Genomic DNA, 22,643 nt, shown 5'->3' with positions numbered 1-22,643 from the left:
GAGTTGCTCGCGGCAGCCTCACCCCGCAGCAGGGCGCGCCGCGGTCACCGCAGATAGTGGATATGCGGCCTGTGATGGTGAGGAGACGCCTCGACGCGCGCCTCGACCGAAAAGACCTCCCGGAGGAGCGTTTCGCTGATCACCGCGTCCGGCGGTCCGGACGCCACGATCCGGCCTTGCTGCATGACGATCACCCGGTCGCAGAACATGGCGGCGTGGTTGAGGTCGTGCAGGGCGACCACGCTGGTGATCGGCAGGCTCGCGACGAGCTTCAGCACGCCGATCTGGTGCTGGATGTCGAGATGGTTGGTCGGCTCGTCGAGGATCAGCTCGGTCGGCGTCTGCGCGAGCGCCCTGGCGATATGCGTGCGCTGCTTCTCGCCGCCCGACAGGCTCTGCCAGCGCTCGTTGCGCCGGTCCTGCATGCCGGCGCGCTGGAGCGCCTCGTCCACGGCACGGTCGTCCGCATGGGTCCAGCGGGACATCCAGGAGCGATGCGGAAACCGTCCGAGCCGGACGACATCGACGACACGGAGATTGGCGCTGGTGGTCGCATGCTGCTCGACGAAGGCGACACGACGCGCCACCGTTCGAGCACCCAGCGATGCGAGATCGCTTCCATCCAGCAGCACGCGGCCCGATTGCGGGCGCTTCAGACCGGTCAAAAGGCGCAGGAGCGAGGTCTTGCCGGAGCCGTTGGGGCCGAGCAATCCCAGCATCCGTCCGGGCTCGGCGGCAAAGGAGACGCCGTCGACGATCGTCCTGCTTCCGATCCGCCAGACCAGATTCTCTGCCGTGATGCTCATGAGGCACGCTGCAGCCGGTAGAGGATGATCGAGAAGAACGGCACGCCGACGAGAGCGGTGACGACGCCGATCGGGAGCACCTGTTGTGGGATCAGGGCGCGCGAAGCGACATCCGCCAAGACCATGAAGACCGCGCCGATCAGCACGCAGGCCGGCAGGAGCCGGACATGGAGGGGGCCGATCAGGGCCCGGGCGGTATGGGGCACGATCAAGCCGACAAAGCCGATGGAGCCGACCATGCTGACGATGGTCGCGGTCATCATGGCGGTGAGGGCAAAGAGGACGATCCGGGCCCGGCCGACATTGACGCCGAGGGAGGCGGCCGTTTCGTCGCCGAAGGCGAAGGTGTCGAGCGTCCGGGCATAGCAGAGGCAGGCGACGAGCCCGAGGCTGACGACCATCGAAACCAGCATGAACTCCGGCCAGCGCACGCCGCCGAAGCTGCCGAGAAGCCAGAACATGACGTCGCGGGCCTGCTGGGCGTTGCCGGAGGTGGTGACGATATAGGAGGTCGCGGCATTGAAGAGCTGCGAAGCCGCTACGCCCGCCAGGATGGTGCGGTCGGCGCCGCCGCGCGTGCCGTTCGAGAGCAGGGCGACGAAGCAGAAGGCGGCGAAGGCGCCGAGGAACGCGCCGCCGGACAGCGAGAGAACGCCGCCGCCCAGACCCAGGATGATGATGGCGACCGCGCCGGTCGATGCGCCTGCCGAGATGCCGAGCACATAGGGTTCCGCGAGCGGGTTGCGCAGCAGCGACTGCATGATCGCGCCGGAGAGCGCGAGGCCGGCGCCACAGAAGGCGGCGACCAGAGCGCGGCTCAAGCGGTAATCCCAGATCACCGTCTCGTAGACGCGATCGATCTCGACCGTCGTCCAACCCAGCCGGTTGGTCACGGCGGCGAGCGTCGTGCCGAGCGGGATCGGCAGGTCGCCGATGCCGACGCTGAGACCGATGGCGAGCCCGATCGCCGCCAGCGATCCCAGCAGCAGGCCGGCCAGGGCCGCCTTGCCCTGAAGGGCGCCGTATTCCCCGTTCACTTCAGCAGGCCGAGCGCTTTCAACTGCTGCGCCACCTGTTCGGCGCCGTAGATCGTCCGGACGGTGGGGTTCATCGCCTGCCCATCCATGACCACGACCGCCTTGTTCCTGACGGCGGCGAGCTGGCTGACGGCCGGGTCCGTGGTCAGGAACTTGATCTTGGCCTCCGGCTTGTCGAGCTCCCAGCGATTGCGGTCGAGGCTGGCGACGACGATCACGTCGGGCTTCGCCGCGATGATGCCTTCCCAGCCAAGCGTCGGCCATTCGGCCTCGGTCTGTATGGCGTTGCGACCGCCGAGCAGGTCGGCGATGAACCCGGAGGCGCCGTTCTTGCCGCCGAGATAGGCGTCGGCAGATGGGGAGGGGCTGGAGAACCAGAAGACGTAGGAGAGTTTCCGGTCGCCCGGCGTCACGCTGGCGCGCAGCGCCGCCTCACGCGCCTTGAAATCGGTGATCAGGGCCTGGCCGCGATCGGCGACGTCGAAGATCCGCGAGAGCTCGTCGATCTCCTGATAGAGCGCATCCGTGCTCCAGAGCTGGGCGCGGCTGCCATAGGCGTCCTTGCTGCCCTTCGTATCGAGACAGGTGCTGGGGGACAGATAGCTGGGAATGCCGACACGCTCGAAATCCTCGCGCTTGGCGACCTTGCTGCTCGGACCGAGCAGCGTGGGAAGGGCGGCTGCGACGAAATCCGGCCTCTCGGCGAGGAGGCTCTCGAAGGTCGGGAACTCCACGGTCAGGAGCTTCACCTTGGCATTGGCTTCGGCAAGCTGCGGCAGGACCTTGCTTGGCCAGAAGGCGGTGCCCACCATCCTGTCCTGCAACCCGAGCAGCAGCATGATCTCGGCGCTGTTCTGGCCGAGACCGATGGCCCGCTGCGGAGCCTTCTGGAAGATGACCTTCACGCCGCAATTGTCGAGCGTCAGGGGGTAGCTGTTCGGAGCTGCCGCAACCGGGGTCGCAACGCCGCCGGCAGCGCAAAGCCCGGCCGCGATCACAAGCGATTTGAAGCTGCCCACGCGTCATGTCCAAGGAAAGTTGTCTGTGGGGCGACCTCTTAACGGCCCTGCGAGAAAAGGGCTAGCCGAGGCCAAAACATTATAAATATTCTAAATTACGGCGACGATTTACTTTCCGGCGGCATGAACAGTGCTTCCCCTGCGGAGATTCGCAAGGGCCATGCGACGATGCCATGTCCGTCGTCCGGGCGCCCCCGCTCAAAGCTTCGAGCAGAGCCGGTAGGCCTCGTAGATCGATGAATAGATGTCCCGGCTCGACACGGCGTCGCCGATGCGATGCAGAAGGAAGCTGCCAGCCGGAGGCGCTTCAGCCTCCGCATCGCCGACCATGAAAGCGGTATCGGTGACACCGTCATTGGCCGAGAGCGCTCTCAGCGCGTGATAGATCTCGGCGGCGGGCAATGTGCCGTGCTCGATGACGATCTGGCTCGCTTCGATCCGGCTTTGCGCACCGGTCAGCTCATGGCGGAAGCTGGCCTGAAGGGCGTTGCCCCGGCGTTCGACCTTCTCCAGCCTGACCTCGGTGAAGGAGCGGATGCCAAGCTCCGCAAAGCGCTTCCTGAAGCCGGATTTGTCGATATAGGACATCTCGACGGCAAGCGCGTCGTCCGGGGTGGCGATGGAGACCGTCTTGCCCTGCTGGGCGAGATGCAGGACGCAGGACGCCGCCGCCTGCCGCCCGGTTCCATCATAGACGAGCACGTCGTCCTTGCCCGGCACCGTTCCGGTCAGCACGTCCCAGACTGTGTCGCAGAGCTCGGCGCCCTCCAGCCAGTCGGTGTCGGGAACGCCGCCCGTGGCGACGATGACGAGGTCGGGCTCCTCGGCGTGCACCGCGTCGGCCTCGACATAGCAGTTCGTGCGGATATCGACGCCGAGCCGCTCCAATTCGCCGATCCGCCAGTCGACGATGCCGATCAGGTCGCGCCGCTCGGCCGCGGCCGTCGCCACGAGCAGCTGGCCGCCGAGCCTGGGCGCCGCCTCGAACAGGATGACGGAATGACCGCGCTCGGCACAGACGCGGGCAGCTTCAAGGCCGGCGGGGCCGCCACCGACGACGATGGCTTTCAGCCGCCGCGAAGCCGGCTTCACCTCGTGACCGAGCACGGTTTCGCGCCCGCTGGCGGGGTTATGGATGCAGTTGACCTTCTTGTAGAGGCAGTAGGAGGCCCCGACACAGGGCCTGATCCGCTCCTCATCGCCCCGGATGAGCTTGTTGACGATATGCGGGTCGGCAATGTGGGCGCGCGTCATGCCGATCAGGTCGACGATGCCCTCGCGGATCGTATGGCGGGCCGTTGCGATATCGCGGATGCCGCCGGCATGGATCAGCGGCAGCTTCGTCTCGCGGCGGAATTGCGCCACCTTGTCGAGATAGGGCGCGCTGCGCTGGAACAGGCCGGGCATGTTGTCTTCCGCCAGCGCCAGATCGGTGTCCATGCGGCCGTAGATGCAGTTGAAGTAATCGATGTGCCCCTCGCGCTCGAAGATGCGGGCGAGCTGCAGGCAATCCTCGAACCCCGATCCATCGGCGACGCCTTCGTCGATCACGAAGCGGATGCCGACCACGGCGTCGTCACCGACGCGCTTGCGAATGGCCTCATGGACCATCAGGCCGAAGCGGGCGCGGTTCTCGGGCGAGCCGCCGAAGCGATCCCTGCGCTTGTTGGTGAGCGGCGACAGGAACTGGCCGATGAGATGGCCTCCCGTCACGGTCTCGACGCCGTCGAGACCGCCCTCCATGCAACGCAGCGCTGCATCGGCGTAATCCCGGATGATCCGCGCGATATCCGCCTCATCCATTTCCTTGGGAAAGTTGCGGTTGCGCGTCTCCCTCACGCGCGACGGCGCCAGCACCGGCAGCCAGTTCCAGCCATAGGAGGTGGCGCGGCGACCGAGATGCGAGACCTGGCACATCACCGCCGCGCCATGGCCATGGATGCGCGCCGATAATTGCGCCAGATGCGGAATGATGCGGTCGCTGGAGAGATCGAGCTGGCCGCCGCCCCAGCTGGAGTCGGGGGAGGTCATCGCTGAGCCGCCGATCATCGTCATGGCGAGCCCGCCGCGGGCCTTCTCCTCATGGTAGCGCTGATAGCGCTCCAGCGGCAGCCCGCCATCGTCGAGCATGGAGGCGTGGCTGGTGCTGACGATGCGATTCCGGAAACGCAGTTTCTTGATCGCGAACGCCTCGAGAAGCGGGTCGAGGCTTGCACCGGGCGCGGGAGCGGCGGTTAGCTGTGCTGCACTCACCGAATTGTCCTCGCCAAAGCCAAAGCCTATACGCATGCGTGATGGCAGCTGCGAAGCTGCGCAGCCGCTGTCATATGGCTGATCCCCTGCGATCCTGCGGCAGATGCCGGAAGCGGAGTAGATTGAAAAAAGTTTGGCGAGGGATACGCTGAGCGTATGGCTCTTCTTCCTCACCTGGTTCCGTCGGCGCGCGGGCTGCTGATCTTCGAGGCCGCGGCACGCACCGGCAGCTTCACGGCGACGGCGGCCGAGTTCAATGTCACCCAGCCCTCGATCAGCCGCAGCGTCGCCGAGCTGGAGGCGGCCATCGGGGTCAAGCTCTTCGAACGCCGCGCGCGTGGAATCGAGCTGACCATCGATGGGCGCGCGCTCCATGACGTCCTCGGTGAGGCCGTCACCCGTATTGCCGAGACCATCGAGGCGATCCAGCGTCGCAAGAGTTCGACGAAGCCTGTCGTCACGCTTTCGATGTCGAGCTCTTTCGTGGCCCATTGGCTGCTGCCGCGTCTCGGCGAGTTCAATGCGGCATTCCCGCAGGTCGATATCCGCTTCGATCTGGTTCCGGGCGTCCTGCGCGGCATCCCGGACAATGTCGATCTCGCCACGCGCATCGTCGCCGACGACGACGAAAGCTTTCATCGCTGGTTCTTCGCGCCCGAGATCATTTTCCCGGTGTGCAGCCCGGCCTATCTCAGCGCCCGCGGCCCGCTCGACCATAAGGGCGATGGGGCCGGACATGTGTTCCTGTGGCTGACGGACCATGCGACCCCCAAATAGGCCAAGGAATGGGGCAACGTCGCCCATCGCGGCACGTCCCGCGGCGTCTGGCACGAATTCACGGATTACTCCGTCATTCTCCAGGCCGCTCTCAACGGCGAGGGCATCGCGCTCGGCTGGGTCAGCGTCATCGCGAGCATGCTGTTGAAGGGCATGCTGGTGCCCGCCTCGGATCTCGTCATCCGCACCGGCCAGCACCATAGCCTGGTCGCGCCCCGGTCCAGGCCCCTGAGCCCCGTCGTCGTCGAGATCGCTCTCTGGCTCCAGGCCGGAATCGCGAAAGAGCTCGATGCGCTTGCCGGCATGGATGGCCTGTCCATCGAGAGCTGATCGTAGGAGCCGGCGGCGGACCGGTTTCGCTTCAGAAAAGCAGGGCGTCGAGGTGGTCGGGAGCGGCTTGCGCCGGCAAGAGGCGCGGCAGCGCCGCGGGCCTCGTGCCGAGGATTGCAGGCCATGTGAGGTGCGTGAACGGATGCCGGCGCCAGCACGCTCAGGTTGCGGTGTTAAGCATCCATTAACCAAGCTGGCCCAATACTCCTATTGTATCGACTTGCCTAAATTCCTGACAATGGATGTTTTCATTATGGCAAGAATACATTTCGTTCCGGCAGTACTGATAGCTTCCCTTGTGTCAAGCGCCCTGAGTGCGGCCACAGCGACGGGCAATTTCCAGGTTCAGATCAATATCCAGGCTACCTGCATTGTTGTCAGTGCCTCGGATCTTAACTTCGGCAACGCCGGCGTCCTTTCGGCGAATGTCGATTCGACGAGTACTATCAGCGTCCAGTGCACGGCCACGACGCCTTATTCCATCGGGCTCAACCAGGGCGTGAATGGTGGCTCCGTCACGACGCGCCAAATGGCGGGGACCGGCGGCCTGATCAATTACGCGCTTTTCCGTGACGCCGGCCGAACCCAGAACTGGGGATCGACCATCGCGACGGATACCGTTGCCGGGATCGGGAGCGGCGCGGCGCAGAACTATACCGTCTACGGCCGGGTTCCGCCCCAAACCACCCCCGCGCCGGCGCTCTACACCGACACCATCACGGTGACGGTGACGTACTGACCGGCGCAATCGCGCTCGCCTGCCGCCGACGATCGACCAGGCCTAACCGAAGGAGGCGCGACGGAGCTGCATGCGCAGCGCCGATCCCTGCCGCTGTGCCGGAACAGAAGGAAACCCGCATGAAGAGCGCGGTCATCGGAATTGGTTTTGCAAGCCTCATCGCCGGAGCGGCGGATGCGGCTTCCCTGCAGGTCGCCCCCGTGCTGCTGGACCTCCCGGCGCCCGGAAACACGGCGACGATCACCTTGCGCAACACGGATGTCGAACCGATCACCGCCCAGATCCGCGTCTTTCGCTGGATCCAGCGCGACGGAGCCGAACGGCTTGAGCCCGTGGACGACGTCGTGGCCAGCCCGCCGGTCGTCCAGCTGCGCTCCCGTCAGGATTACACGGTCCGGATCGTCCGGGTGACCGGGCAACCCGTCGCGCGAGAGGAGGCGTATCGGCTGGTCATCGACGAATTGCCCAAGCCGAACCGCGCACCCGGAACCGTGGCTCTGGTCATGCGCCATGTGGTGCCCGTCTTCTTCAGCCGGAAATCCGCTTCGCCCGCCTCGGTCGCCTGGTCGGTCAGCCGCCATGACAAGGGCTTGACCCTGAGCGCGGTGAACAGCGGAGAAAGGCGCGCCCGCTTCGCCGCGATCACGATCCGCGACGCCTCCGGAAAGGTGGTTTCGGAGACGAAGGGGCTTCTCGGCTATTCGCTCGGCGGTTCGTCGATGCAATGGGTCCTTCCCTCGTCGCCGTCAGCGAGGTCGGGCGCGCGGTTCACGATTTCCGGCATGACCGACATTGGCTCGTTCAATGCGCCGCTGCCGGTGTCCGCCAGCCGCTAGGTTCGCAGCCATGGCGATGCTGGTGCTTGGATCGGCGTGCTGGGCTGCGAACCCCGCTCGAGGCGAGGACGGCACGGGCCGCGAGCTGCATCTCGATGTTCTTCTCGACGGCCAGGCCATCGGCCTGATCGGCGCCTTCCGTCAAAATCCTCGCGGTGACATCCTGGCGCTTCGCAAGGAGCTGGAGGAGCTTGGCGTCAAGGTCCCCGGTGGCTTCAAGGCGGCGGACGAGGTCGCCCTGCTCGCTATTCCCGGCCTGACCTTCCGCTATGACGAGGCGGCGCAGCGGATCGACATCAGGCTGCCGCCGGAGGGGCGCCTGCCCAAGACCTACGACGCGCAACCATCCAGCGCCACGCCTGCGCCGAAGCCCGAGCGCGGCAGCACCGGTGCCGTCCTCAACTACACGCTCTTCGGAACATCCGAGGACAAGCAATTGAGCAGCTTCTGGCGCTACCCCACCCTGTCCGCGACGCTCGATGCGCGGCTGTTCAGCCCCATCGGCGTGGTCTCGCAGACCGGGATCCTGAGCGACCGGTCGCTTGCGGGGGGATCGACCGAAGCGCTCCGCCTGGAGACGAGCTGGACCTATTCCGACCCGGAGACCCTGCTGACCTACCGTGCCGGCGACCTGATTTCGAGCGGCTTGGCATGGACCCGCCCCGTCCGCCTGGGCGGCCTACAGTTCCAGCGGAATTTCGGGCTGCGCCCCGACCTGATCACGCTGCCGCTGCCCAGCGTCACGGGTTCCGCGGCGGTCCCGTCGACGGTCGACGTGTTCGTCAACGGCGCGAAGGCCATTTCACAGGATGTCGGCAGCGGCCCGTTCCGCATCACCAACATCCCCATCCTCACCGGCAACGGCAATGCCAGCGTGGTCGTGCGCGACGCCTCGGGCCGGCAGAGCGAGTCGAGCCTGCCCTTCGTCGTGTCCAGCAATCTGCTCCGGCCGGGCCTGTTCGACTTTTCCGCCGAGCTTGGCCTGCCGCGCCTGCAATACGGCTTGCGGTCCAGCCTCTATGGCGACGATGTCGCGGGATCGGCAAGCGCGCGTTATGGCATCACCGACACCGTCACGGTGGTCGCTCATGGCGAGGGGACGCGCAGGCTCGGCATGGGCAGCGTCGGCGGCGTCTTCGGCCTCGGTCGCTACGGTGTCCTGACTGCGGCGGGCGCCGGCAGTTGGAACGATGGCCGCATCGGCGGCCAGTCCTATGTTTCGTTCGAGACGCAGCTTTGGGGGGTGTCCTTCATGGCCGCGTCCCAGAGGACCTTCGGAGCCTACAGGGATCTGGCCGCGGTCAGCGGCGTTCCGTTCCCGGGGCTGGGCGGCGGCGTCACCGACTATGTCGCGACGGCGGGCTCGCCGACGCTGAGCGGCGACAGATGGGAGCGGATGCTTCTGCCGCCGCGCGCGCTCGACAGGGTCTCGATCGGCGTGCCAGTGCCGCTGCTGGGCGGAGCGGTCAGCCTCGGCTTCGCCCATGTGAAGCCGGCGCTGGGGCGCGCCAACCGCATCGTGAATGCGAGCTATACGCGGCCGCTCTGGGGTGGCGGCTCATTCTACGCCACCTTCTACACCGATCTGGCGGATCGCAGTTCCGCTGGCGTTTTCGCCGGGCTGTCGTTTCCGTTCGGGAGCGACATCACCTCCTCGGCGGGCGCCAGCCGCACGGGCTCGACCTGGTCGCTCGCGGCCGACGTCAACAAGCCCATCGGCCAGGAGATCGGAAGCGTCGGCTGGCGCATCCGCGATGTCGAAGGGCCCTCCGGACAGACGCGGCGCGCGGCATCCGTCGCCTATCGCGGCGCCGCCGGCCAGATCGAGGCCGGCGTGGCGCAGGGCGACGGAGGCTTCACCGGGACGATGCAGCTCGACGGTTCGGTGGCGATCGCGGGGGGCAGCGTCTTCGCCGGCAACCGGATCGACGATGCGTTCGCCGTGGCGAAGGTCGGCGTCCCCGGCGTCGACGTGCTGTTCGAGAACCGGGTGGTCGCTCGTACCGACGCATCCGGCAGCGCGCTCATCCCGACGCTGCGATCCTATCAGGCCAACAGGATCTCGATCGACCCCCGCGACCTGCCGGTCGATACGTCCTCGGAGACCACGGTCGAATTGCGCGCTCCGTCGGACCGGGCCGGCGTGATCGTCGATTTCGGCGTCAGGTCGATGAGCAACGCGGCGATCGTCATCCTTCAGGACGCGGCGGGGCGCCCCTTGCGCGTTGGGGCGACGGGCGCGCTTCAGCCCGGTCTCAGGGGGACGAGTGCCGCCGCGCCGGAATTCACGGTCGGCTATGACGGCCGGGCCTTCATCGAGAACCTGTCGGCGGATAACGAGGTGGTCGTGCGGCTTGAGGCGGGATCCTGCCATGCGCGGTTTCCCTTCGCGCCCCGGGACAAGGCGCAAGTCTCGATCGGAGCGGTCCGATGCCAATAGCGCGTGGTCTGCTGTGGCTGTGCCTCTGGACCATGCTCGCGGCGGCAGGGATGCTGCCGGCGGCCCGGCCGGCGAGCGCCCAATCCTGCTCCTTGAGCATCACGCCCCTGGCCTTTGGCGATGTCGACGTCACGGCCAATGCGCAGGTGAACGGAACGGCCACGGCCACGGTCTCCTGCTCGGGTACAATCTTGCCGGTGGGAGTCTGCATAGAGCTGGGGCCCGGCAGCGGCGGCGGCACGAATGCGGCGAATCGCACCCTCGTCAACGGCGCCAACCAGCTCCGTTACGGCCTGTTCTCCGATGCGGCGGCGAGTGTCCCCTGGGGATCGGGGACGTGGGCGGCAGGAGGCGCATCGCCCGTTGGCTTCAATCTGTCCATGCCCGGCGGCACCGGCAGCCGCAGCGTCACGATCTATGGCCGCGTCTATAGCGGCCAGGCCACGGCTGCGCCGGTGCCTTACAGCAGCAGTTTTTCCGGCGCCGACGCGCAGATCCGCTATGGGCTCCTCTCCTTCCTGCTCGGATGCAATCTGCTGACGGTCACCCAGTCTGGGAGCTTCAACGTCACGGCGAACGTGCCGCCGACCTGCAGGGTCACGACCAGCGACCTGAATTTCGGGCCGGTCGGCGTCCTGACCGCGCCCCATGATGCCTTCACCAGCCTGGCGCCGACCTGCACGAACGGAACCGCCTATCAGATCGGACTCGATGGCGGCCTGTCGGGCGCCACCAATCCGACGCTGCGGCGCATGGTCAAGGGCGGCGAGGGGATCACCTACGGCCTCTACCGGGATACGGCGCGCACCCAGGCGTTCGGAAACACGCTCGGTGCCAATACCCTGGCGGGGCTGGGGTCGGGTCTGGCGCAGACGACATTCGTCTATGGGCGCGTGCCGGCTCAGGCGACGCCGTCGCCGGGCGCCTATGCCGATACGATCCAAGCAACGGTCACCTATTGAGCGCTCGCGCTGTCGTCGAACGCCGCCGCCCTCCAGCGGGTCGGGCGCAATTCCTCCTCCGTAATTGCGAATAAATCGCACTTGCAAGTACGGCGGACTTCAAGGTAGCAATGAATTGCTTTTGCAATTCATTGTCAATAAGGATGCCTCAATGCCCGCTGCTTCGCGTCGATCGGTCCTGGCCGGTTTCATGGGCGCCGCCTTCGCCGCCGTGCTGGGCAGCTCGCCAGCCGCCGCCCAGGGCAAGTTCAAGGCCGTCACCACCTTCACGGTGATCGCGGACATCGCGAAAAACGTCGCGGGCGACGCGGCGGTCGTTGAGTCGATCACCAAGCCCGGTGCCGAAATCCACAACTACCAGCCGACGCCGGGCGACATCCAGCGCGCCCAGGGCGCGCAGCTCATCCTCTGGAACGGCCTCGGGCTCGAGCTCTGGTTCGAGAAGTTCTTCCAGAATCTCAGGAACGTGCCGGGCGTCGTCGTCTCGCAGGGCGTCGCCCCGATGGGCATCGTCGAAGGCCCCTACAAGGGCAAGCCGAACCCGCATGCCTGGATGTCGCCCGCGGCCGCGCTGATCTATGTCGACAACATCCGCGACGCCTTCGCGAAGTACGACCCGCAGAATGCCGAGACCTACAAGGCCAATGCGGAAGCCTACAAGGCCAGGATCAAGGCTGCCATCGAGCCGATCAGGGCGGAACTCGCCGCCGTTCCCGCCGAGAAGCGCTGGCTTGTCTCCAGCGAGGGCGCCTTCTCGTATCTGGCACGCGATTTCGGGCTGAAGGAGCTCTATCTCTGGCCGATCAACGCCGACCAGCAGGGCACGCCGCAGCAGGTCCGCAAAGTGATCGACGCGGTGCGGAAGAACAAGATCACGGTGGTCTTCTCCGAGAGCACGATTTCGCCGAAGCCGGCCCAGCAGGTCGCGCGGGAAACCGGGGCGACATATGGCGGCGTCCTCTATGTGGATTCGCTGAGCGAGAGCGACGGTCCGGTTCCGACCTATATCGACCTGCTCAAGGTCACCTCGGGCACCATCGCCAAGGGGCTGGCGCAGTGAACGCGCCCGTCGATGCCAAAGCCCTCCTCGCCGCGTCCGAGGCGGGGGGCGGCATCGCGGTGACCGGTGCGACGGTCACCTACCGCAATGGCCATACGGCGCTGCGGGATGCGAGCTTCCGGATACCTACGGGCACGATCGCGGCTCTCGTCGGCGTCAACGGCTCCGGCAAGTCGACGCTGTTCAAGGCGATCATGGGCTTCGTGCGCCTCGCCACGGGCGATATCCGCGTGCTCGGGTTGACGGTCCGGCAGGCGCTGCGCCAGAACCTCATCGCCTATGTGCCGCAGGCCGAGGAGGTCGACTGGAACTTCCCGGTCCTGGTCGAGGATGTCGTGATGATGGGCCGCTACGGCCGCATGGGCCTGATGCGCATCCCGAAAGCCGCCGATCACGCGGCCGTCGATGCTGCGCTCGCCCGCGTCGACATGGGCGCTTTTCGCAAGCGCCAGATCGGGGAGCTCTCGGGCGGCCAGAAGAAGCGCGTCTTCCTGGCGCGGGCGCTCGCCCAGGACAGCCGGGTCATCCTGCTCGACGAGCCTTTCACCGGCGTCGACGTCAAGACCGAGGAGCGGATCATCGCGCTGCTGCGCGAATTGCGAGCGGAGGGCCGCGTCATGCTGGTCTCGACGCATAATCTCGGCTCCGTGCCGGAATTCTGCGATCGGACGATCCTGATCAAGGGAACGGTCCTGGCCCATGGCCCGACCGCGGACACCTTCACCCAGGAGAACCTGCAGAAGACCTTCGGCGGCGTGCTGCGCCATGTCGTGCTGAACGAGGCGCAGGGCGCCGGACAGGCGCCCGTCGGCGTCGTCACTGACGACGAGCGGCCATTGATGCTGCACGAAGGCAGGGCGGCCCCCCGGGAGGCCGGGATGCGCGAAGGAGGCGGGGAATGATCGCCGTTCTCCTCGAGCCTTTCTCATACGGCTATATGCGCAACGCCATGTGGGTCTCGGCCCTCGTCGGGGGCGTCTGCGCCTTCCTGTCCTGCTACCTGATGCTGAAGGGCTGGTCGCTGATCGGCGATGCGCTGTCGCATGCGATCGTGCCGGGCGTGGCCGGCGCCTACATGCTGGGCCTGCCCTTCTCGATCGGCGCCTTCTTCTCCGGCGGGCTCGCCGCCGGCGCGATGCTCTTCCTGAACCAGCGGACCAAGCTGAAGGAAGATGCCATCATCGGCCTGATCTTCTCGAGCTTCTTCGGGCTTGGCCTGTTCATGGTGTCGCTGTCGCCGACCTCGGTGAACATCCAGACCATCGTGCTCGGCAACATCCTCGCCATCACCCCCGCCGACACGATTCAGCTCGCGCTGATCGGCTTCGTCTCGCTCGGTGTCCTGCTCGTCAAATGGAAGGACCTCATGGTCACCTTCTTCGACGAGAGCCATGCGCGCTCGATCGGCCTCAACCCGACCGCTCTGAAGCTGGTGTTCTTCACGCTGCTTTCGGCCTCGACCGTCGCGGCGTTGCAGACGGTGGGGGCCTTCCTCGTCATCTGCATGGTCGTCACGCCCGGCGCCACCGCCTATCTGCTGACGGATCGCTTCCCCCGGCTGCTGGCGATCGCGGTTGCGATCGGCACGCTGACCAGCTTCGCCGGCGCCTATGCCAGCTATCATCTCGACGGAGCCACCGGCGGCATCATCGTCGTGCTGCAGACGGCGATCTTCCTGCTCGCCTTCTTCCTCGCGCCCAAGCACGGCATGCTGGCCGCCCGTCGCCGCGCCGCCCGCACCCTGGAGGCCGCATGACGATCCTCGTCGAGACGCTGCTCCAGCCCTTCCGCTTCGACTTCATGGTCAATGCGCTGGTGATCGCGGTGGTCGTCGCCATACCGATGGCGCTGCTGTCCTGCTTCCTCGTGCTGAAGGGCTGGTCGCTGATGGGCGATGCGATCAGCCATGCCGTCTTTCCCGGCGTGGTCCTCGCCTACATCCTCGGCTTTCCCTATGCCGTCGGGGCTTTCGCCGCAGGGATGATCTGTGCCACCGCAACGGGCTTCCTGAAGGACAACAGCCGGATCAAGCAGGACACCGTGATGGGCGTGGTCTTCTCCGGCATGTTCGGGCTCGGTCTCGTCCTCTATGTGAAGATCCAGTCCGAGGTGCATCTCGACCATATTCTCTTCGGCGACATGCTCGGCGTCTCCGTGGCCGATATTGGCGGGGCCGCGCTGATCGCCCTGCTGACAGCGGGCGTGATCGGCATCAAATGGAAGGATTTCCTGCTGCACGCCTTCGATCCGGCGCAGGCGCGGGCGGTCGGCCTTCGGGTGAACCTGCTGCATTACGGCCTGCTCAGCCTGATTTCGCTGACGATCGTCGGCGCGCTGCAGGCCGTCGGCATCATCCTGGCCATCGCCATGTTGATCGCGCCGGGCGCCTTCGCTTTCCTGCTGACCCGCCGGTTCAGCACCATGCTGCTCGCGGCGGTCGTCATGGCCGTGATCGGCTCGTTCCTCGGGGTCTATCTCTCGTTCTTCATCGACAGTGCGCCGGCGCCGACCATCGTGCTCCTGCTGTCGCTCGCCTTCATCCTGGCGCTGGCCCATGCGAGCCGCAGGACGCCCGAAACCCGGCCGGATGGTGCCGCGCGTCCACTTCATTAGAACGGGCTGACTTTCAGCGGAACGACGCGGTCATCCCGGGCCGGCCGCGAGGCGATGGGCTGCCGCCTCGTCGCGGAGCCATTGCCGGAACGCGGCGATCGCCGGCCGCTGCGCCGACGCCTCCGGGCAGACCAGATAATACTGGTGCGGACCCCTGACCTGATCCGGGAAGGGCCGGACCAGACGGCCGGCATCGAGATAATCCCCGATCAGGACATTGGTCGCGAGCGCCACGCCCTGTCCCGAGGCGGCAGCCTGCAGGGCGAGAAACGTATGCGAGAAGCGCGGCCCATGGCTCGCGTCGATCTGCGACATGCCCACCGCCGCGAGCCAGCGCGGCCAGGTGACGAAGTCGGGGATTCCCTCCGGGATCTCGTGCAGCAAGGTGTGATGGCTGAGATCCGCCGGCTCGCGCAGCGGCCGGGCCGGATCGCCGAGCAGGGAGGCGCTGCAGACGGGAAAGAAATTCTCCTCCATCAGGAGATCCGCCCGCAGGCCCGGATAGTCGCCGCGGCCGGAGCGGATCGCCACATCGACATTCTCGCGGGCGAAATCGGCCAGGCTCACCGAGACCTCGACCCGCACCTCCAGATGGGGCTGGCGCTCCTTCAGCGAGCCGAGCCGGGGAATCAGCCAGTTCAGGGCGAAGCTCGGCAGGGTGCTGACGGTCAGGACATTCGGCGTCTCCGGGCGCAAGGCCCGCGCCGTCGCCTCGTTGAGCTGGTCGAGCGCCTGCGAGACGGTCGCGGCATAGCGCTCGCCGATCTCGGTCAAGGCGACGCCCTTGCTCGGCAGCCGAATGAAGAGCGGGCGCCGCAGCCAGGTTTCGAGCGCTCTGACATGCTGGCCGACAGCACTGGCGGTGACAGCCAGCTCATCGCCTGCCTTCTCGAAATTGCGATGCCGGGCGGCAGCCTCGAAGGCGCGCAAGGAGGCCAGCGGCGGAAGATGGCGGCGGCTCATGGCAGGCCAAGCTCAACTTGGGCAATGCGAAGAACTTCGCATTTGCTTGACGCCGCGGCAAGGCGCAGATTCCCGGGCAATCAAGTCACCTGAGAGGCATGCCATGTTCGCAAGCCCAGCCACAGCCCAGCTTTCCCTTTCCCATCGCTCGCGCGGCGGCGCCCTGAAACTCCTGCTGCAGCTCGAGGCCTGGCTCGATGCGAGGGCGAGCGCGCGCGCTCTCTATGCGATGGACGAGCGCGGCCTGTCCGATCTCGCTCTGTCGCGCAGCGATGTCGAGCGCGTCAACGCCGACGCCCGCCGGCCGGCCGGAACGGCCTGAGGCGATCGGCGCGGAAAGAGGCCGGCAGTGAAGCGAGGCCGCACGCGACGCGGATGCGCGACGGCCACGGCCTCGTCTTCCGCAACTTCCGGCCGGCGATACGGGTTCCGATCTTCCTGTTTCGCCAACGCGAACGGCCGACCGGCGAGCTGGTCGAGGCCTTCAGCGCCGCCTCAAGCCCCCGCCGGCCTTTCGCGGCGCGCCGGGCTGAGGTCGGGTTGCCCGAGTATTTTCCTCATGCGCATTGGTATCGATCCGCCTCGCCCGAAAATGCCCGCGCGTAGCAGCGGCTAGCCGCTCAGCCTGTGAATCCAGCCGATCTGGCGGTCCACGCAACGCTCGCGTTCATATCCGGCCCGGATCGTTTCGCGTGCGACGTGGCGCAGAGGCGCCATCGCGGGGGCGTGCCGCAGCGCCTCGCCGATGCGCCGCGCCAGCAAGGCGGGGTCGTCGAACGGGGCGAGCAGGCCGTTGATGCCGTCGCGCACCACCTCCCTCACCGGCGGCGTGTCGGAGGCGACGACGAGGCAGCCGCAGGCCATCGCCTCCAGCAGCGACCAGGACAGCACGAAGGGGACCGTCAGATAGACATGTGCCGCCGAGACCTGGAACAGCCTGATCAGTTCGTCATGAGGCAGCCAGGGGATGTGCACGATGCGATCGGCCAGGCCGGTTTCCGCCAGCATCGCTTCGCGCCAGACGCGACCATCGTCGCGTGGGCGGCCATAGCCCGCCCCATCGCCACCGACAGCCACGAAGATCAGGTCCGGATCGCGTTCCGCCAGAATGGCGGCGGCGCGCATGAACTGGGGATAGCCGCGATAGGGGTCGAGGTCGCGCGCGACGAAGGTGACGACCGGCGCGCCCGGCGCGAGCTCGCGGCCATCCGGCAAGGTGAAGCGCGCCTGCGGCTCGGGCCGGCAGAGCGCCGTGTCGATCCCGTCATGACAGACGGCGATGCGCTGACGATAGGCTGTGGGATATTGCCGGCGTTGCCACTGCGTCGGGGCGTAGGCCGCGTCGAGCGTGTCGAGAGCGAGGAGCTGCGCGGCGTTGCGCATGCGGATGCGCTGCCGCTCCGCCAGGGGGATCGGCGCGGTCGCACCGAAATCCAGATCCGATCCGGAACTGCGGTAGTAATATTCGCAGTAACCCATCAAGGCGGCGTCCGGCAGCGCGTCACGCGCGAAGAGAAGCCCGCCCCAGCCAGTGTGCCCGATCACGACATCGGGCGGATCGGTCGTCTTCAGGGACGTCATCATCTGCGCAACGGCCTCCCCGGTGCGCAGATGATAGTCGGTGGCGGCAAGCGCCGGGTGCTGTGTCGATGCTTCCCCGACCGCATAGGTCAGTTGCCGCACGCCGGCCTGCTCCTGCGCAGGGCGTTCGGTGATCAGCGTGACCTCGTCGCCCTGGGCGACGAGGCTCGCGATCAAAGAAGCGAACTGACCAGATCCTGCACGATGAACGAATAGGATATGCATGAGGCCAGTAAGACACCGCCGTAACGGAGGGAATCGTTCCACCACTGCTCCAGACGGCGCAGGGTTTCGTGAGTCGTCAGAAGATCGGCCTCGGTTCCGTTCTCGGAGCGTTGGCTGAACTGGCTGGTTTCGTCGAGCAGGCGCAGCCGCTCGCAGAGCATCTGCCCCTTGGGCGAGAGCGAGATCTTGGCCAGCCGGCGGTCGCGTGGCGACGCCGTTCGATCGAGATAGCCGCTCTCGACGAGCTGCTTGAGATTATAGGAGGCGTTCGAGCCCCCGTAATGCCCACGATCCAGCAGGTCGCGGACCGCGATCTCACCTTGCCCGATGGTTAACAGAATCATCACCTGCGCAGGTGAGATGTCCTCGATGCCGAGCTTGCCCAGCTCGAGGCGCAGATAGTCGAGAAATCTTCGGCTCACGCGCTCGATGACACGGGCCAGATCAAAGGCGGAAAGCCTTCGCTCGGGACCGTCCTCGAGATCGCCATCGCCGTTGGGCTGGTGATGGCCGTTCAAGGATCTGCCTGAAAATTGCCCGCCGCCATGCAATTTGAAGTGCATTCCTTACCCCGTCTGATCGAGTTTTGGACAATCCACCCTTTTTTCTCCCTTTCCCCAGTGAAGCCTATGGCAAAGCACGTGCCATACTGCGTGGCCAAAAGATAAGAATTTATCAAACGTGAATTAGATGGAAACTACTTCGAATTTCGAAATATCCCATAATCACGCCGCATTTGCTGAGTCGCTGCGTGAGGAGATAGAGTTCTAATCTGTCATAATCTTGACACTCCGCGCATATCACGTTCCCAATGCTGACGCTTGGTCGGCGTCGCGCAATGGTGACGTCATCCTTCTGGCTCGGCAACCCTCGCTTTCCGGAGATAGGAATGAAGGCTGTGCAGACCGCCCCGGACGCCTTGGTCAGGGATTTGCAGCGGTCGTTCGTGGGCGGCCTCGGCTATGCCGGCTTTCTCAGCCTGTGCGTGAATCTGCTGCTGCTGACCGTCCCGCTCTTCATGATGCAGGTCCAGGACCGGGTGACCGTCAGCCACAGCTACGACACGCTGGCGATGCTGCTCGTCGTCGCGGTGGGGGCGCTCGCGCTCTATGGCACGATCGAGTTCATCCGCTCGCTGACCTTCCAGACCATGGCCAGCATCTTCGCGCGCCGGCTCAACCTGCCGGCCCTGCAGGCGGCGGTGAGCGCCTCGCTCGAACAGGGCTCGGGCCAGGCGACGCAGGCGATCCGCGATCTCAACGACATCCGCTTCTTCATCGCGAGCTCGGCCATCGCGACACCGCTGGAGGCGGCCTGGTCGCCGGTTTTCCTCGCCGTGCTGTTCGCGCTGCACCCCGTCTACGGGCTGGTCGGGCTGGCCTCGCTGATCATCCTGCTGCTGCTCGGGGTGCTGTCGGACATGCTGACCCGCCGGATCCTCAAGGAGGCCAACGAGGCCGGCGTCGCCAGCATCAACGAGGTCGGCTCCAGCCTGCGTCACGCCGAGACGATCGAGGCGATGGGCATGCTGCCGGCGCTGTCGCAGCGCTGGCGCGGACAGCAGCTCGTCATGATCGAGCAGCTCGACATGGGCACGCGCCGCGCCAAGTTCATCGCGGCGCTGACGCGCTCCTGCCGGATGACGATGCAGCTGGCGGTCTATGCCACCGGCGCCGTGCTGATCATCCGCGCGGAGGTCACGGCCGGCACGCTGATGGCGGCGAGCATCCTGCTCGGCCGGCTGCTGGCGCCGTTCGATTCGATGATCACCGACTGGCGGCAATGGGTGCTGGCCGCGACCGCCTGGAAGCGGGTGCGGGAGCTGGTGCTGTCGCGCAGCTCGCAGCGCCAGACCGTGCCGACGCCGCCCTGCCAGGGCGATCTGGTGGTCGATCGCGTGATCTTCGCTCCTGCCGGCTCGGAGCAGACCGTGATCAAGGGCGTGTCCTTCTCGCTGGAGCCGGGCGAGGTGCTCGGCATCGTCGGGCCGTCGGGCGCCGGCAAGTCGACGCTGGCCCGGCTTCTCGTCGGCGTCCTCAAGCCGAATGCCGGCGGCGTCTATCTCGACGGCCACAGCACCTATCTCTGGGAGCGCGGCTCCTTCGGGGCCATGGTCGGCTATCTGCCGCAATCGGTCTCGCTCCTGAACGGCACGATCGCCGAGAACATCGCCCGCATGCGGGCCCCCGACCCGCATGCGATCCTCGAGGCGGCGCGCATCGCCGGCGTGCATGAGCTCATCGGCCGACTGCCGCTCGGCTACGACACCAGCGTGGCTGACAGCGACTTCAAGCTGTCCGGCGGCCAGCGCCAGCGCATCGGCCTGGCGCGCGCGCTCTACGGGCTGCCGCGCCTGATCGTTCTCGACGAGCCGAACGCCAATCTCGACGCCGAGGGCGAGCAGAGCCTGATCCGCGCCGTGGCGGCCGCGCGCGAGAGCGGGGCCATCGTCATTCTGATCGCGCACCGCCCCTCGGTGATGCAGGTCGTCGACAAGCTCCTCATCCTGAAGGACGGCCGCGTCCAGCAATTCGGCCCGCGCGCGGCGATCGCCGGCATGATCACGCCCGGCGGGCGCGTGGAGATCGAGCCGGCCGCGGCGAATGCCGCCCCATCCGCTCCGTCCGTTCGCGAGGTGAAGGCGTGACCGGAAACTCCCTGATCAAACGCCCCGAAATGCTGCCTGTCGCCTCCGCCGCGTGGCAGGAACCGGAGGAGCGCGTGCCGAGCCTGCGCAGCCTCGTTCTCGCCGGGGTGGCGGCGATCGGTGTCGGCTTCGGCGGCTTCGGTGCCTGGGCTGTCACGGCTCGGCTCGACAATGCCGCCGTGGCGAGCGGCGTCGTGGCCGTCGACAGCAAGCGCAAGACGGTCAGCCATCTCGAAGGCGGCATCCTCAAGACCCTGCTCAAGGCCGAGGGCGAGCGGGTCGCCAAGGATGAACCGCTGCTGCGGCTGGAGGATGCCCGCGCCCGTGCGGAATTGCAGCAGCTCGAGGCGAAACGGATCGGGCTGGAGGCGAAGCTTGCCCGCCTCCGGGCCGAGCAGGCGAATGCGCCCGAGGTCGATTTCCCCGACATCGTCGAGCGGGGAGAGAGCCCGATCGCGCGCGAGGTGCTGCGTGCCGAGCTCACGCTGTTCAAGTCACGCGCGCAGGTCCATGACGGCAAGATCAACATCCAGCAGCGCGTCATCGAACAGCATCAGGCCGAGTCCGAGGCGCTGAACGCGCAGATCGACGCCACCATCCGGCAGCGCTCCCTGATCGACGACGAGGTCCGGATTCTCACCGATCTCTACGAGAAGCGCTACGCCAAGCGCAGCCAGCTCGTCGAGCTGCAGACCCGGCAGAGCGAGCTTTCGGGGCGGGCCGGCGAGTTCGCGGCGCGCAAGGCCAAGGCGGAGCAGGCGGTCGCCGGCGCCAATCTGGAGATCCTGTCGATCAGTCTCGAGCGGCAGAACCAGATCGCCGGCGACATTCAGGACGCCCAGCTGGCGCTGTCGGAGGTCATCGAGCGCATCGTTCAGGCGCGGGACGTGTTGCGCCGCCTGATCGTGACCGCTCCCCAGGAGGGCATCGTCACCAATATCCGCATGCGCACCGCCGGCAGCGTGATCACGGCCGGCGAGGCGATCCTCGACATTGTGCCGGAGAACGAGCCGTTGATCGTCGAGGCCAAGGTCGACCCGCGCGATATCGACGTGGTGCGCGTCGGGGCGCCCACCCGCGTGCGATTGACCGCGTTCAACTCGCGGACCCTGCCGCCGCTGGAGGCGAAGGTGACTTATGTCGCGCCGGACCAGCTCGTCGACGAGAAATCCGGCGTTGCCTATTTCGTCGTGCGCGCCGAGATCGATCCCGACAGCCTGAAGGGCCATAAGATCGTGCTGCATGCCGGCATGACCGCGGAGGTCATGATCGTCAACGGCGCGCGCCGCGCGATCGATTATCTGATCTCGCCCTTCACCGACAGCTTCAACCGGGCATTCCGCGAGGATTGACGCGCCCCGAGGCGAGGAGCGGATGGCGAGGGATATTTCAAAATTGGAAGTATATTCTCGGGATTGTCGGAAGAATTGCCGAATAAAATGAAGTCTAAATTTTTGTGCATCGCAAAATAGTCACAATAAAAAGCTTGCTGCGACGCACGCATTGAGTAATCCTCTAAGAGTCGAGCGACGGCGTGACGCTTGCGATGCTGTCGGAACCGTTCCCGGACACAGGATTTGCGGCCGGATTTCCGGACAGGTCCGGGTTCACCAGATCGCTTAGGAGGTGCCGAATGGCGACGATCGAAGGAAGTGCATTCGACGACTTTTTGATTGGGACTCGCTTCAGCGACGTGATCCACGCCGGCAACGGCGACGATTTCGTTCATGGTGGCGACGGGGATGATTTCATCTTCGGCGATAAAGGGGACGACGTGCTTTACGGCGACGAGGGCGATGACGCGCTCTTCGGCGGCAATGGCGACGACATCCTCTTCGGCGGCAATGGCAATGATGTCCTGTCCGGCGGCAATGGCAACGATGTCCTTCAGGGCGGCGCGGGAGACGATATTCTCCAGGGCGGCAAGGGGGACGACGTCCTGTATGGCGGCGACGGCAACGATGTGCTGATCGGCGGCGCGGGCGACGACATCCTCTTCGGCGGCGCCGGGGACGACGTCCTGATCGGCGGCGCAGGACACGATGTCTTCGTCTTCACCGGTGGCGGCGGCAACGACGTCGTCCTCGATTTCGAGGCGGGCACGGACATGCTGCAGATCGCGCATGACATCAACGGCACCGGCGTGGCGACGGCCGAGGACGTGGCGGCGCGCGCGACCACGGTCGGCGGCAACACCGTCATCGATCTCGGCCATGGCGACACCCTGACCCTCGTCGGCGTGACCGCCGAGGATATCCAGGCCGATCCGCACAGCTACTTCTCGATCGCCTGATCGTCCTGACGCGCGTGTCCGTCCGGCCGGCAGCGGCCGGTCGGAAGGCGACGCGCCCGACA

The 22,643-nt window shown here is 66.3% G+C and carries 22 protein-coding genes; 15 read left to right on the top strand and 7 right to left on the bottom strand.

The features are described from left to right. Positions 1-44: 44 nt before the first annotated feature. From AB6806_RS17940 to AB6806_RS17925, 4 genes are all read right to left on the bottom strand, one after another. The gene (locus AB6806_RS17940) at positions 45-806 is read right to left on the bottom strand and encodes an ABC transporter ATP-binding protein (RefSeq protein WP_142023115.1); all 762 of its coding nucleotides are present in this window, start codon (positions 804-806) and stop codon (positions 45-47) included. Then, on the bottom strand, positions 803-1,843 hold the full coding sequence (locus AB6806_RS17935) for a FecCD family ABC transporter permease (protein ID WP_142023116.1): 1,041 nt from the start codon (positions 1,841-1,843) through the stop codon (positions 803-805). The genes AB6806_RS17940 and AB6806_RS17935 overlap by 4 nt, the downstream gene beginning before the upstream one ends. Next, a complete protein-coding gene (locus tag AB6806_RS17930) occupies positions 1,840-2,862 on the bottom strand; it encodes an ABC transporter substrate-binding protein (protein ID WP_142023117.1) in 1,023 nt (340 codons plus the stop codon). The genes AB6806_RS17935 and AB6806_RS17930 overlap by 4 nt, the downstream gene beginning before the upstream one ends. Positions 2,863-3,060: 198 nt before the next feature. Beyond that, entirely contained in the window at positions 3,061-5,151 is a 2,091-nt protein-coding gene (locus AB6806_RS17925; RefSeq protein WP_370955078.1) for an oxidoreductase, read from the bottom strand. A 120-nt stretch (positions 5,152-5,271) separates the two neighbouring features. On the opposite strand from AB6806_RS17925, the gene AB6806_RS17920 reads away from it, so the two are divergent. The 10 genes from AB6806_RS17920 (at position 5,272) to AB6806_RS17875 (ending at position 14,872) form a co-directional block, all read left to right on the top strand. Beyond that, complete coding sequence (locus AB6806_RS17920; RefSeq protein ID WP_370955077.1) at positions 5,272-5,892, top strand: LysR family transcriptional regulator; 621 nt, start codon at positions 5,272-5,274, stop codon at positions 5,890-5,892. A 138-nt stretch (positions 5,893-6,030) separates the two neighbouring features. Next, positions 6,031-6,222, top strand: coding sequence for a hypothetical protein (locus AB6806_RS17915; protein WP_370955076.1), 192 nt, complete (start codon positions 6,031-6,033; stop codon positions 6,220-6,222). A 253-nt stretch (positions 6,223-6,475) separates the two neighbouring features. Next, positions 6,476-6,961 (top strand): Csu type fimbrial protein, encoded by a 486-nt coding sequence (locus tag AB6806_RS17910; RefSeq protein ID WP_142023222.1) that lies wholly within the window; start codon positions 6,476-6,478, stop codon positions 6,959-6,961. 119 nt (positions 6,962-7,080) lie between these two features. After that, positions 7,081-7,797 (top strand): fimbrial biogenesis chaperone, encoded by a 717-nt coding sequence (locus AB6806_RS17905; RefSeq protein ID WP_370955074.1) that lies wholly within the window; start codon positions 7,081-7,083, stop codon positions 7,795-7,797. Positions 7,798-7,807: 10 nt separating this feature from the next. Continuing rightward, a complete protein-coding gene (locus AB6806_RS17900; protein WP_370955073.1) occupies positions 7,808-10,237 on the top strand; it encodes a fimbria/pilus outer membrane usher protein in 2,430 nt (809 codons plus the stop codon). After that, entirely contained in the window at positions 10,228-11,199 is a 972-nt protein-coding gene (locus AB6806_RS17895) for a Csu type fimbrial protein (protein ID WP_370955072.1), read from the top strand. Before AB6806_RS17900 ends, AB6806_RS17895 begins: the two co-directional genes overlap by 10 nt. 151 nt (positions 11,200-11,350) lie before the next feature. Continuing rightward, the gene (locus AB6806_RS17890) at positions 11,351-12,259 is read left to right on the top strand and encodes a metal ABC transporter substrate-binding protein (protein WP_142023122.1); all 909 of its coding nucleotides are present in this window, start codon (positions 11,351-11,353) and stop codon (positions 12,257-12,259) included. Then, complete coding sequence (locus AB6806_RS17885) at positions 12,256-13,161, top strand: manganese/iron ABC transporter ATP-binding protein (protein ID WP_142023123.1); 906 nt, start codon at positions 12,256-12,258, stop codon at positions 13,159-13,161. The genes AB6806_RS17890 and AB6806_RS17885 overlap by 4 nt, the downstream gene beginning before the upstream one ends. Continuing rightward, the gene (gene sitC / locus AB6806_RS17880) at positions 13,158-14,015 is read left to right on the top strand and encodes an iron/manganese ABC transporter permease subunit SitC (protein ID WP_185748043.1); all 858 of its coding nucleotides are present in this window, start codon (positions 13,158-13,160) and stop codon (positions 14,013-14,015) included. Before AB6806_RS17885 ends, sitC begins: the two co-directional genes overlap by 4 nt. After that, positions 14,012-14,872 carry a metal ABC transporter permease gene (locus tag AB6806_RS17875; protein ID WP_370955071.1) on the top strand — a complete coding sequence of 287 codons (861 nt, stop codon included), beginning with the start codon at positions 14,012-14,014 and terminating at the stop codon, positions 14,870-14,872. The genes sitC and AB6806_RS17875 overlap by 4 nt, the downstream gene beginning before the upstream one ends. A gap of 30 nt (positions 14,873-14,902) precedes the next feature. Here AB6806_RS17875 and gcvA read toward each other — a convergent pair whose 3' ends face one another. Beyond that, the gene (gene gcvA / locus AB6806_RS17870) at positions 14,903-15,835 is read right to left on the bottom strand and encodes a transcriptional regulator GcvA (protein ID WP_142023125.1); all 933 of its coding nucleotides are present in this window, start codon (positions 15,833-15,835) and stop codon (positions 14,903-14,905) included. A gap of 103 nt (positions 15,836-15,938) precedes the next feature. On the opposite strand from gcvA, the gene AB6806_RS17865 reads away from it, so the two are divergent. Continuing rightward, the gene (locus AB6806_RS17865; RefSeq protein ID WP_038363236.1) at positions 15,939-16,157 is read left to right on the top strand and encodes a YjiS-like domain-containing protein; all 219 of its coding nucleotides are present in this window, start codon (positions 15,939-15,941) and stop codon (positions 16,155-16,157) included. 53 nt (positions 16,158-16,210) lie between these two features. After that, a complete protein-coding gene (locus AB6806_RS17860; RefSeq protein WP_370955070.1) occupies positions 16,211-16,441 on the top strand; it encodes a hypothetical protein in 231 nt (76 codons plus the stop codon). A gap of 6 nt (positions 16,442-16,447) precedes the next feature. Here the strand turns inward: AB6806_RS17860 and AB6806_RS17855 are convergent, their stop codons facing one another. Both AB6806_RS17855 and AB6806_RS17850 read right to left on the bottom strand, forming a co-directional pair. After that, on the bottom strand, positions 16,448-17,593 hold the full coding sequence (locus AB6806_RS17855) for a glycosyltransferase (RefSeq protein WP_370955069.1): 1,146 nt from the start codon (positions 17,591-17,593) through the stop codon (positions 16,448-16,450). Further along, positions 17,590-18,204: a MarR family transcriptional regulator gene (locus AB6806_RS17850; RefSeq protein ID WP_133565511.1), complete on the bottom strand. Its 615-nt coding sequence runs from the start codon at positions 18,202-18,204 to the stop codon at positions 17,590-17,592. The genes AB6806_RS17855 and AB6806_RS17850 overlap by 4 nt, the downstream gene beginning before the upstream one ends. A 326-nt stretch (positions 18,205-18,530) precedes the next feature. On the opposite strand from AB6806_RS17850, the gene AB6806_RS17845 reads away from it, so the two are divergent. The 3 genes from AB6806_RS17845 to AB6806_RS17835 all read left to right on the top strand — a co-directional run bounded on the left by AB6806_RS17845 (position 18,531) and on the right by AB6806_RS17835 (position 22,581). Then, complete coding sequence (locus AB6806_RS17845; protein WP_142023128.1) at positions 18,531-20,288, top strand: type I secretion system permease/ATPase; 1,758 nt, start codon at positions 18,531-18,533, stop codon at positions 20,286-20,288. Further along, on the top strand, positions 20,285-21,640 hold the full coding sequence (locus tag AB6806_RS17840; RefSeq protein WP_142023129.1) for an HlyD family type I secretion periplasmic adaptor subunit: 1,356 nt from the start codon (positions 20,285-20,287) through the stop codon (positions 21,638-21,640). The genes AB6806_RS17845 and AB6806_RS17840 overlap by 4 nt, the downstream gene beginning before the upstream one ends. Positions 21,641-21,921: 281 nt before the next feature. Next, complete coding sequence (locus tag AB6806_RS17835; RefSeq protein WP_038363243.1) at positions 21,922-22,581, top strand: calcium-binding protein; 660 nt, start codon at positions 21,922-21,924, stop codon at positions 22,579-22,581. Positions 22,582-22,643 lie beyond the last annotated feature (62 nt).

Source organism: Allobosea sp. RCC_152_1 (assembly GCF_041360765.1).
Lineage (GTDB): Bacteria > Pseudomonadota > Alphaproteobacteria > Rhizobiales > Beijerinckiaceae > Allobosea > Allobosea spartocytisi.
The sequence above is the reverse complement of the archived record's forward strand: the minus strand, read 5'-3'. Positions and strand labels throughout refer to the sequence as shown.

Excerpts from the sequence above, each read along its gene's own strand:
- AB6806_RS17940 (WP_142023115.1), bottom strand. The coding sequence starts at position 806 with ATGAGCATCACGGCAGAGAATCTGGTCTGGCGGATCGGAAGCAGGACG.
- AB6806_RS17925 (WP_370955078.1), bottom strand. The coding sequence starts at position 5,151 with ATGCGTATAGGCTTTGGCTTTGGCGAGGACAATTCGGTGAGTGCAGCA.
- AB6806_RS17920 (WP_370955077.1), top strand. The coding sequence starts at position 5,272 with ATGGCTCTTCTTCCTCACCTGGTTCCGTCGGCGCGCGGGCTGCTGATC.
- AB6806_RS17915 (WP_370955076.1), top strand. The coding sequence starts at position 6,031 with ATGCTGTTGAAGGGCATGCTGGTGCCCGCCTCGGATCTCGTCATCCGC.
- AB6806_RS17910 (WP_142023222.1), top strand. The coding sequence starts at position 6,476 with ATGGCAAGAATACATTTCGTTCCGGCAGTACTGATAGCTTCCCTTGTG.
- AB6806_RS17905 (WP_370955074.1), top strand. The coding sequence starts at position 7,081 with ATGAAGAGCGCGGTCATCGGAATTGGTTTTGCAAGCCTCATCGCCGGA.
- AB6806_RS17900 (WP_370955073.1), top strand. The coding sequence starts at position 7,808 with ATGGCGATGCTGGTGCTTGGATCGGCGTGCTGGGCTGCGAACCCCGCT.
- AB6806_RS17895 (WP_370955072.1), top strand. The coding sequence starts at position 10,228 with ATGCCAATAGCGCGTGGTCTGCTGTGGCTGTGCCTCTGGACCATGCTC.
- AB6806_RS17890 (WP_142023122.1), top strand. The coding sequence starts at position 11,351 with ATGCCCGCTGCTTCGCGTCGATCGGTCCTGGCCGGTTTCATGGGCGCC.
- sitC (WP_185748043.1), top strand. The coding sequence starts at position 13,158 with ATGATCGCCGTTCTCCTCGAGCCTTTCTCATACGGCTATATGCGCAAC.
- AB6806_RS17875 (WP_370955071.1), top strand. The coding sequence starts at position 14,012 with ATGACGATCCTCGTCGAGACGCTGCTCCAGCCCTTCCGCTTCGACTTC.
- gcvA (WP_142023125.1), bottom strand. The coding sequence starts at position 15,835 with ATGAGCCGCCGCCATCTTCCGCCGCTGGCCTCCTTGCGCGCCTTCGAG.
- AB6806_RS17865 (WP_038363236.1), top strand. The coding sequence starts at position 15,939 with ATGTTCGCAAGCCCAGCCACAGCCCAGCTTTCCCTTTCCCATCGCTCG.
- AB6806_RS17860 (WP_370955070.1), top strand. The coding sequence starts at position 16,211 with ATGCGCGACGGCCACGGCCTCGTCTTCCGCAACTTCCGGCCGGCGATA.
- AB6806_RS17850 (WP_133565511.1), bottom strand. The coding sequence starts at position 18,204 with ATGCACTTCAAATTGCATGGCGGCGGGCAATTTTCAGGCAGATCCTTG.
- AB6806_RS17845 (WP_142023128.1), top strand. The coding sequence starts at position 18,531 with ATGAAGGCTGTGCAGACCGCCCCGGACGCCTTGGTCAGGGATTTGCAG.
- AB6806_RS17835 (WP_038363243.1), top strand. The coding sequence starts at position 21,922 with ATGGCGACGATCGAAGGAAGTGCATTCGACGACTTTTTGATTGGGACT.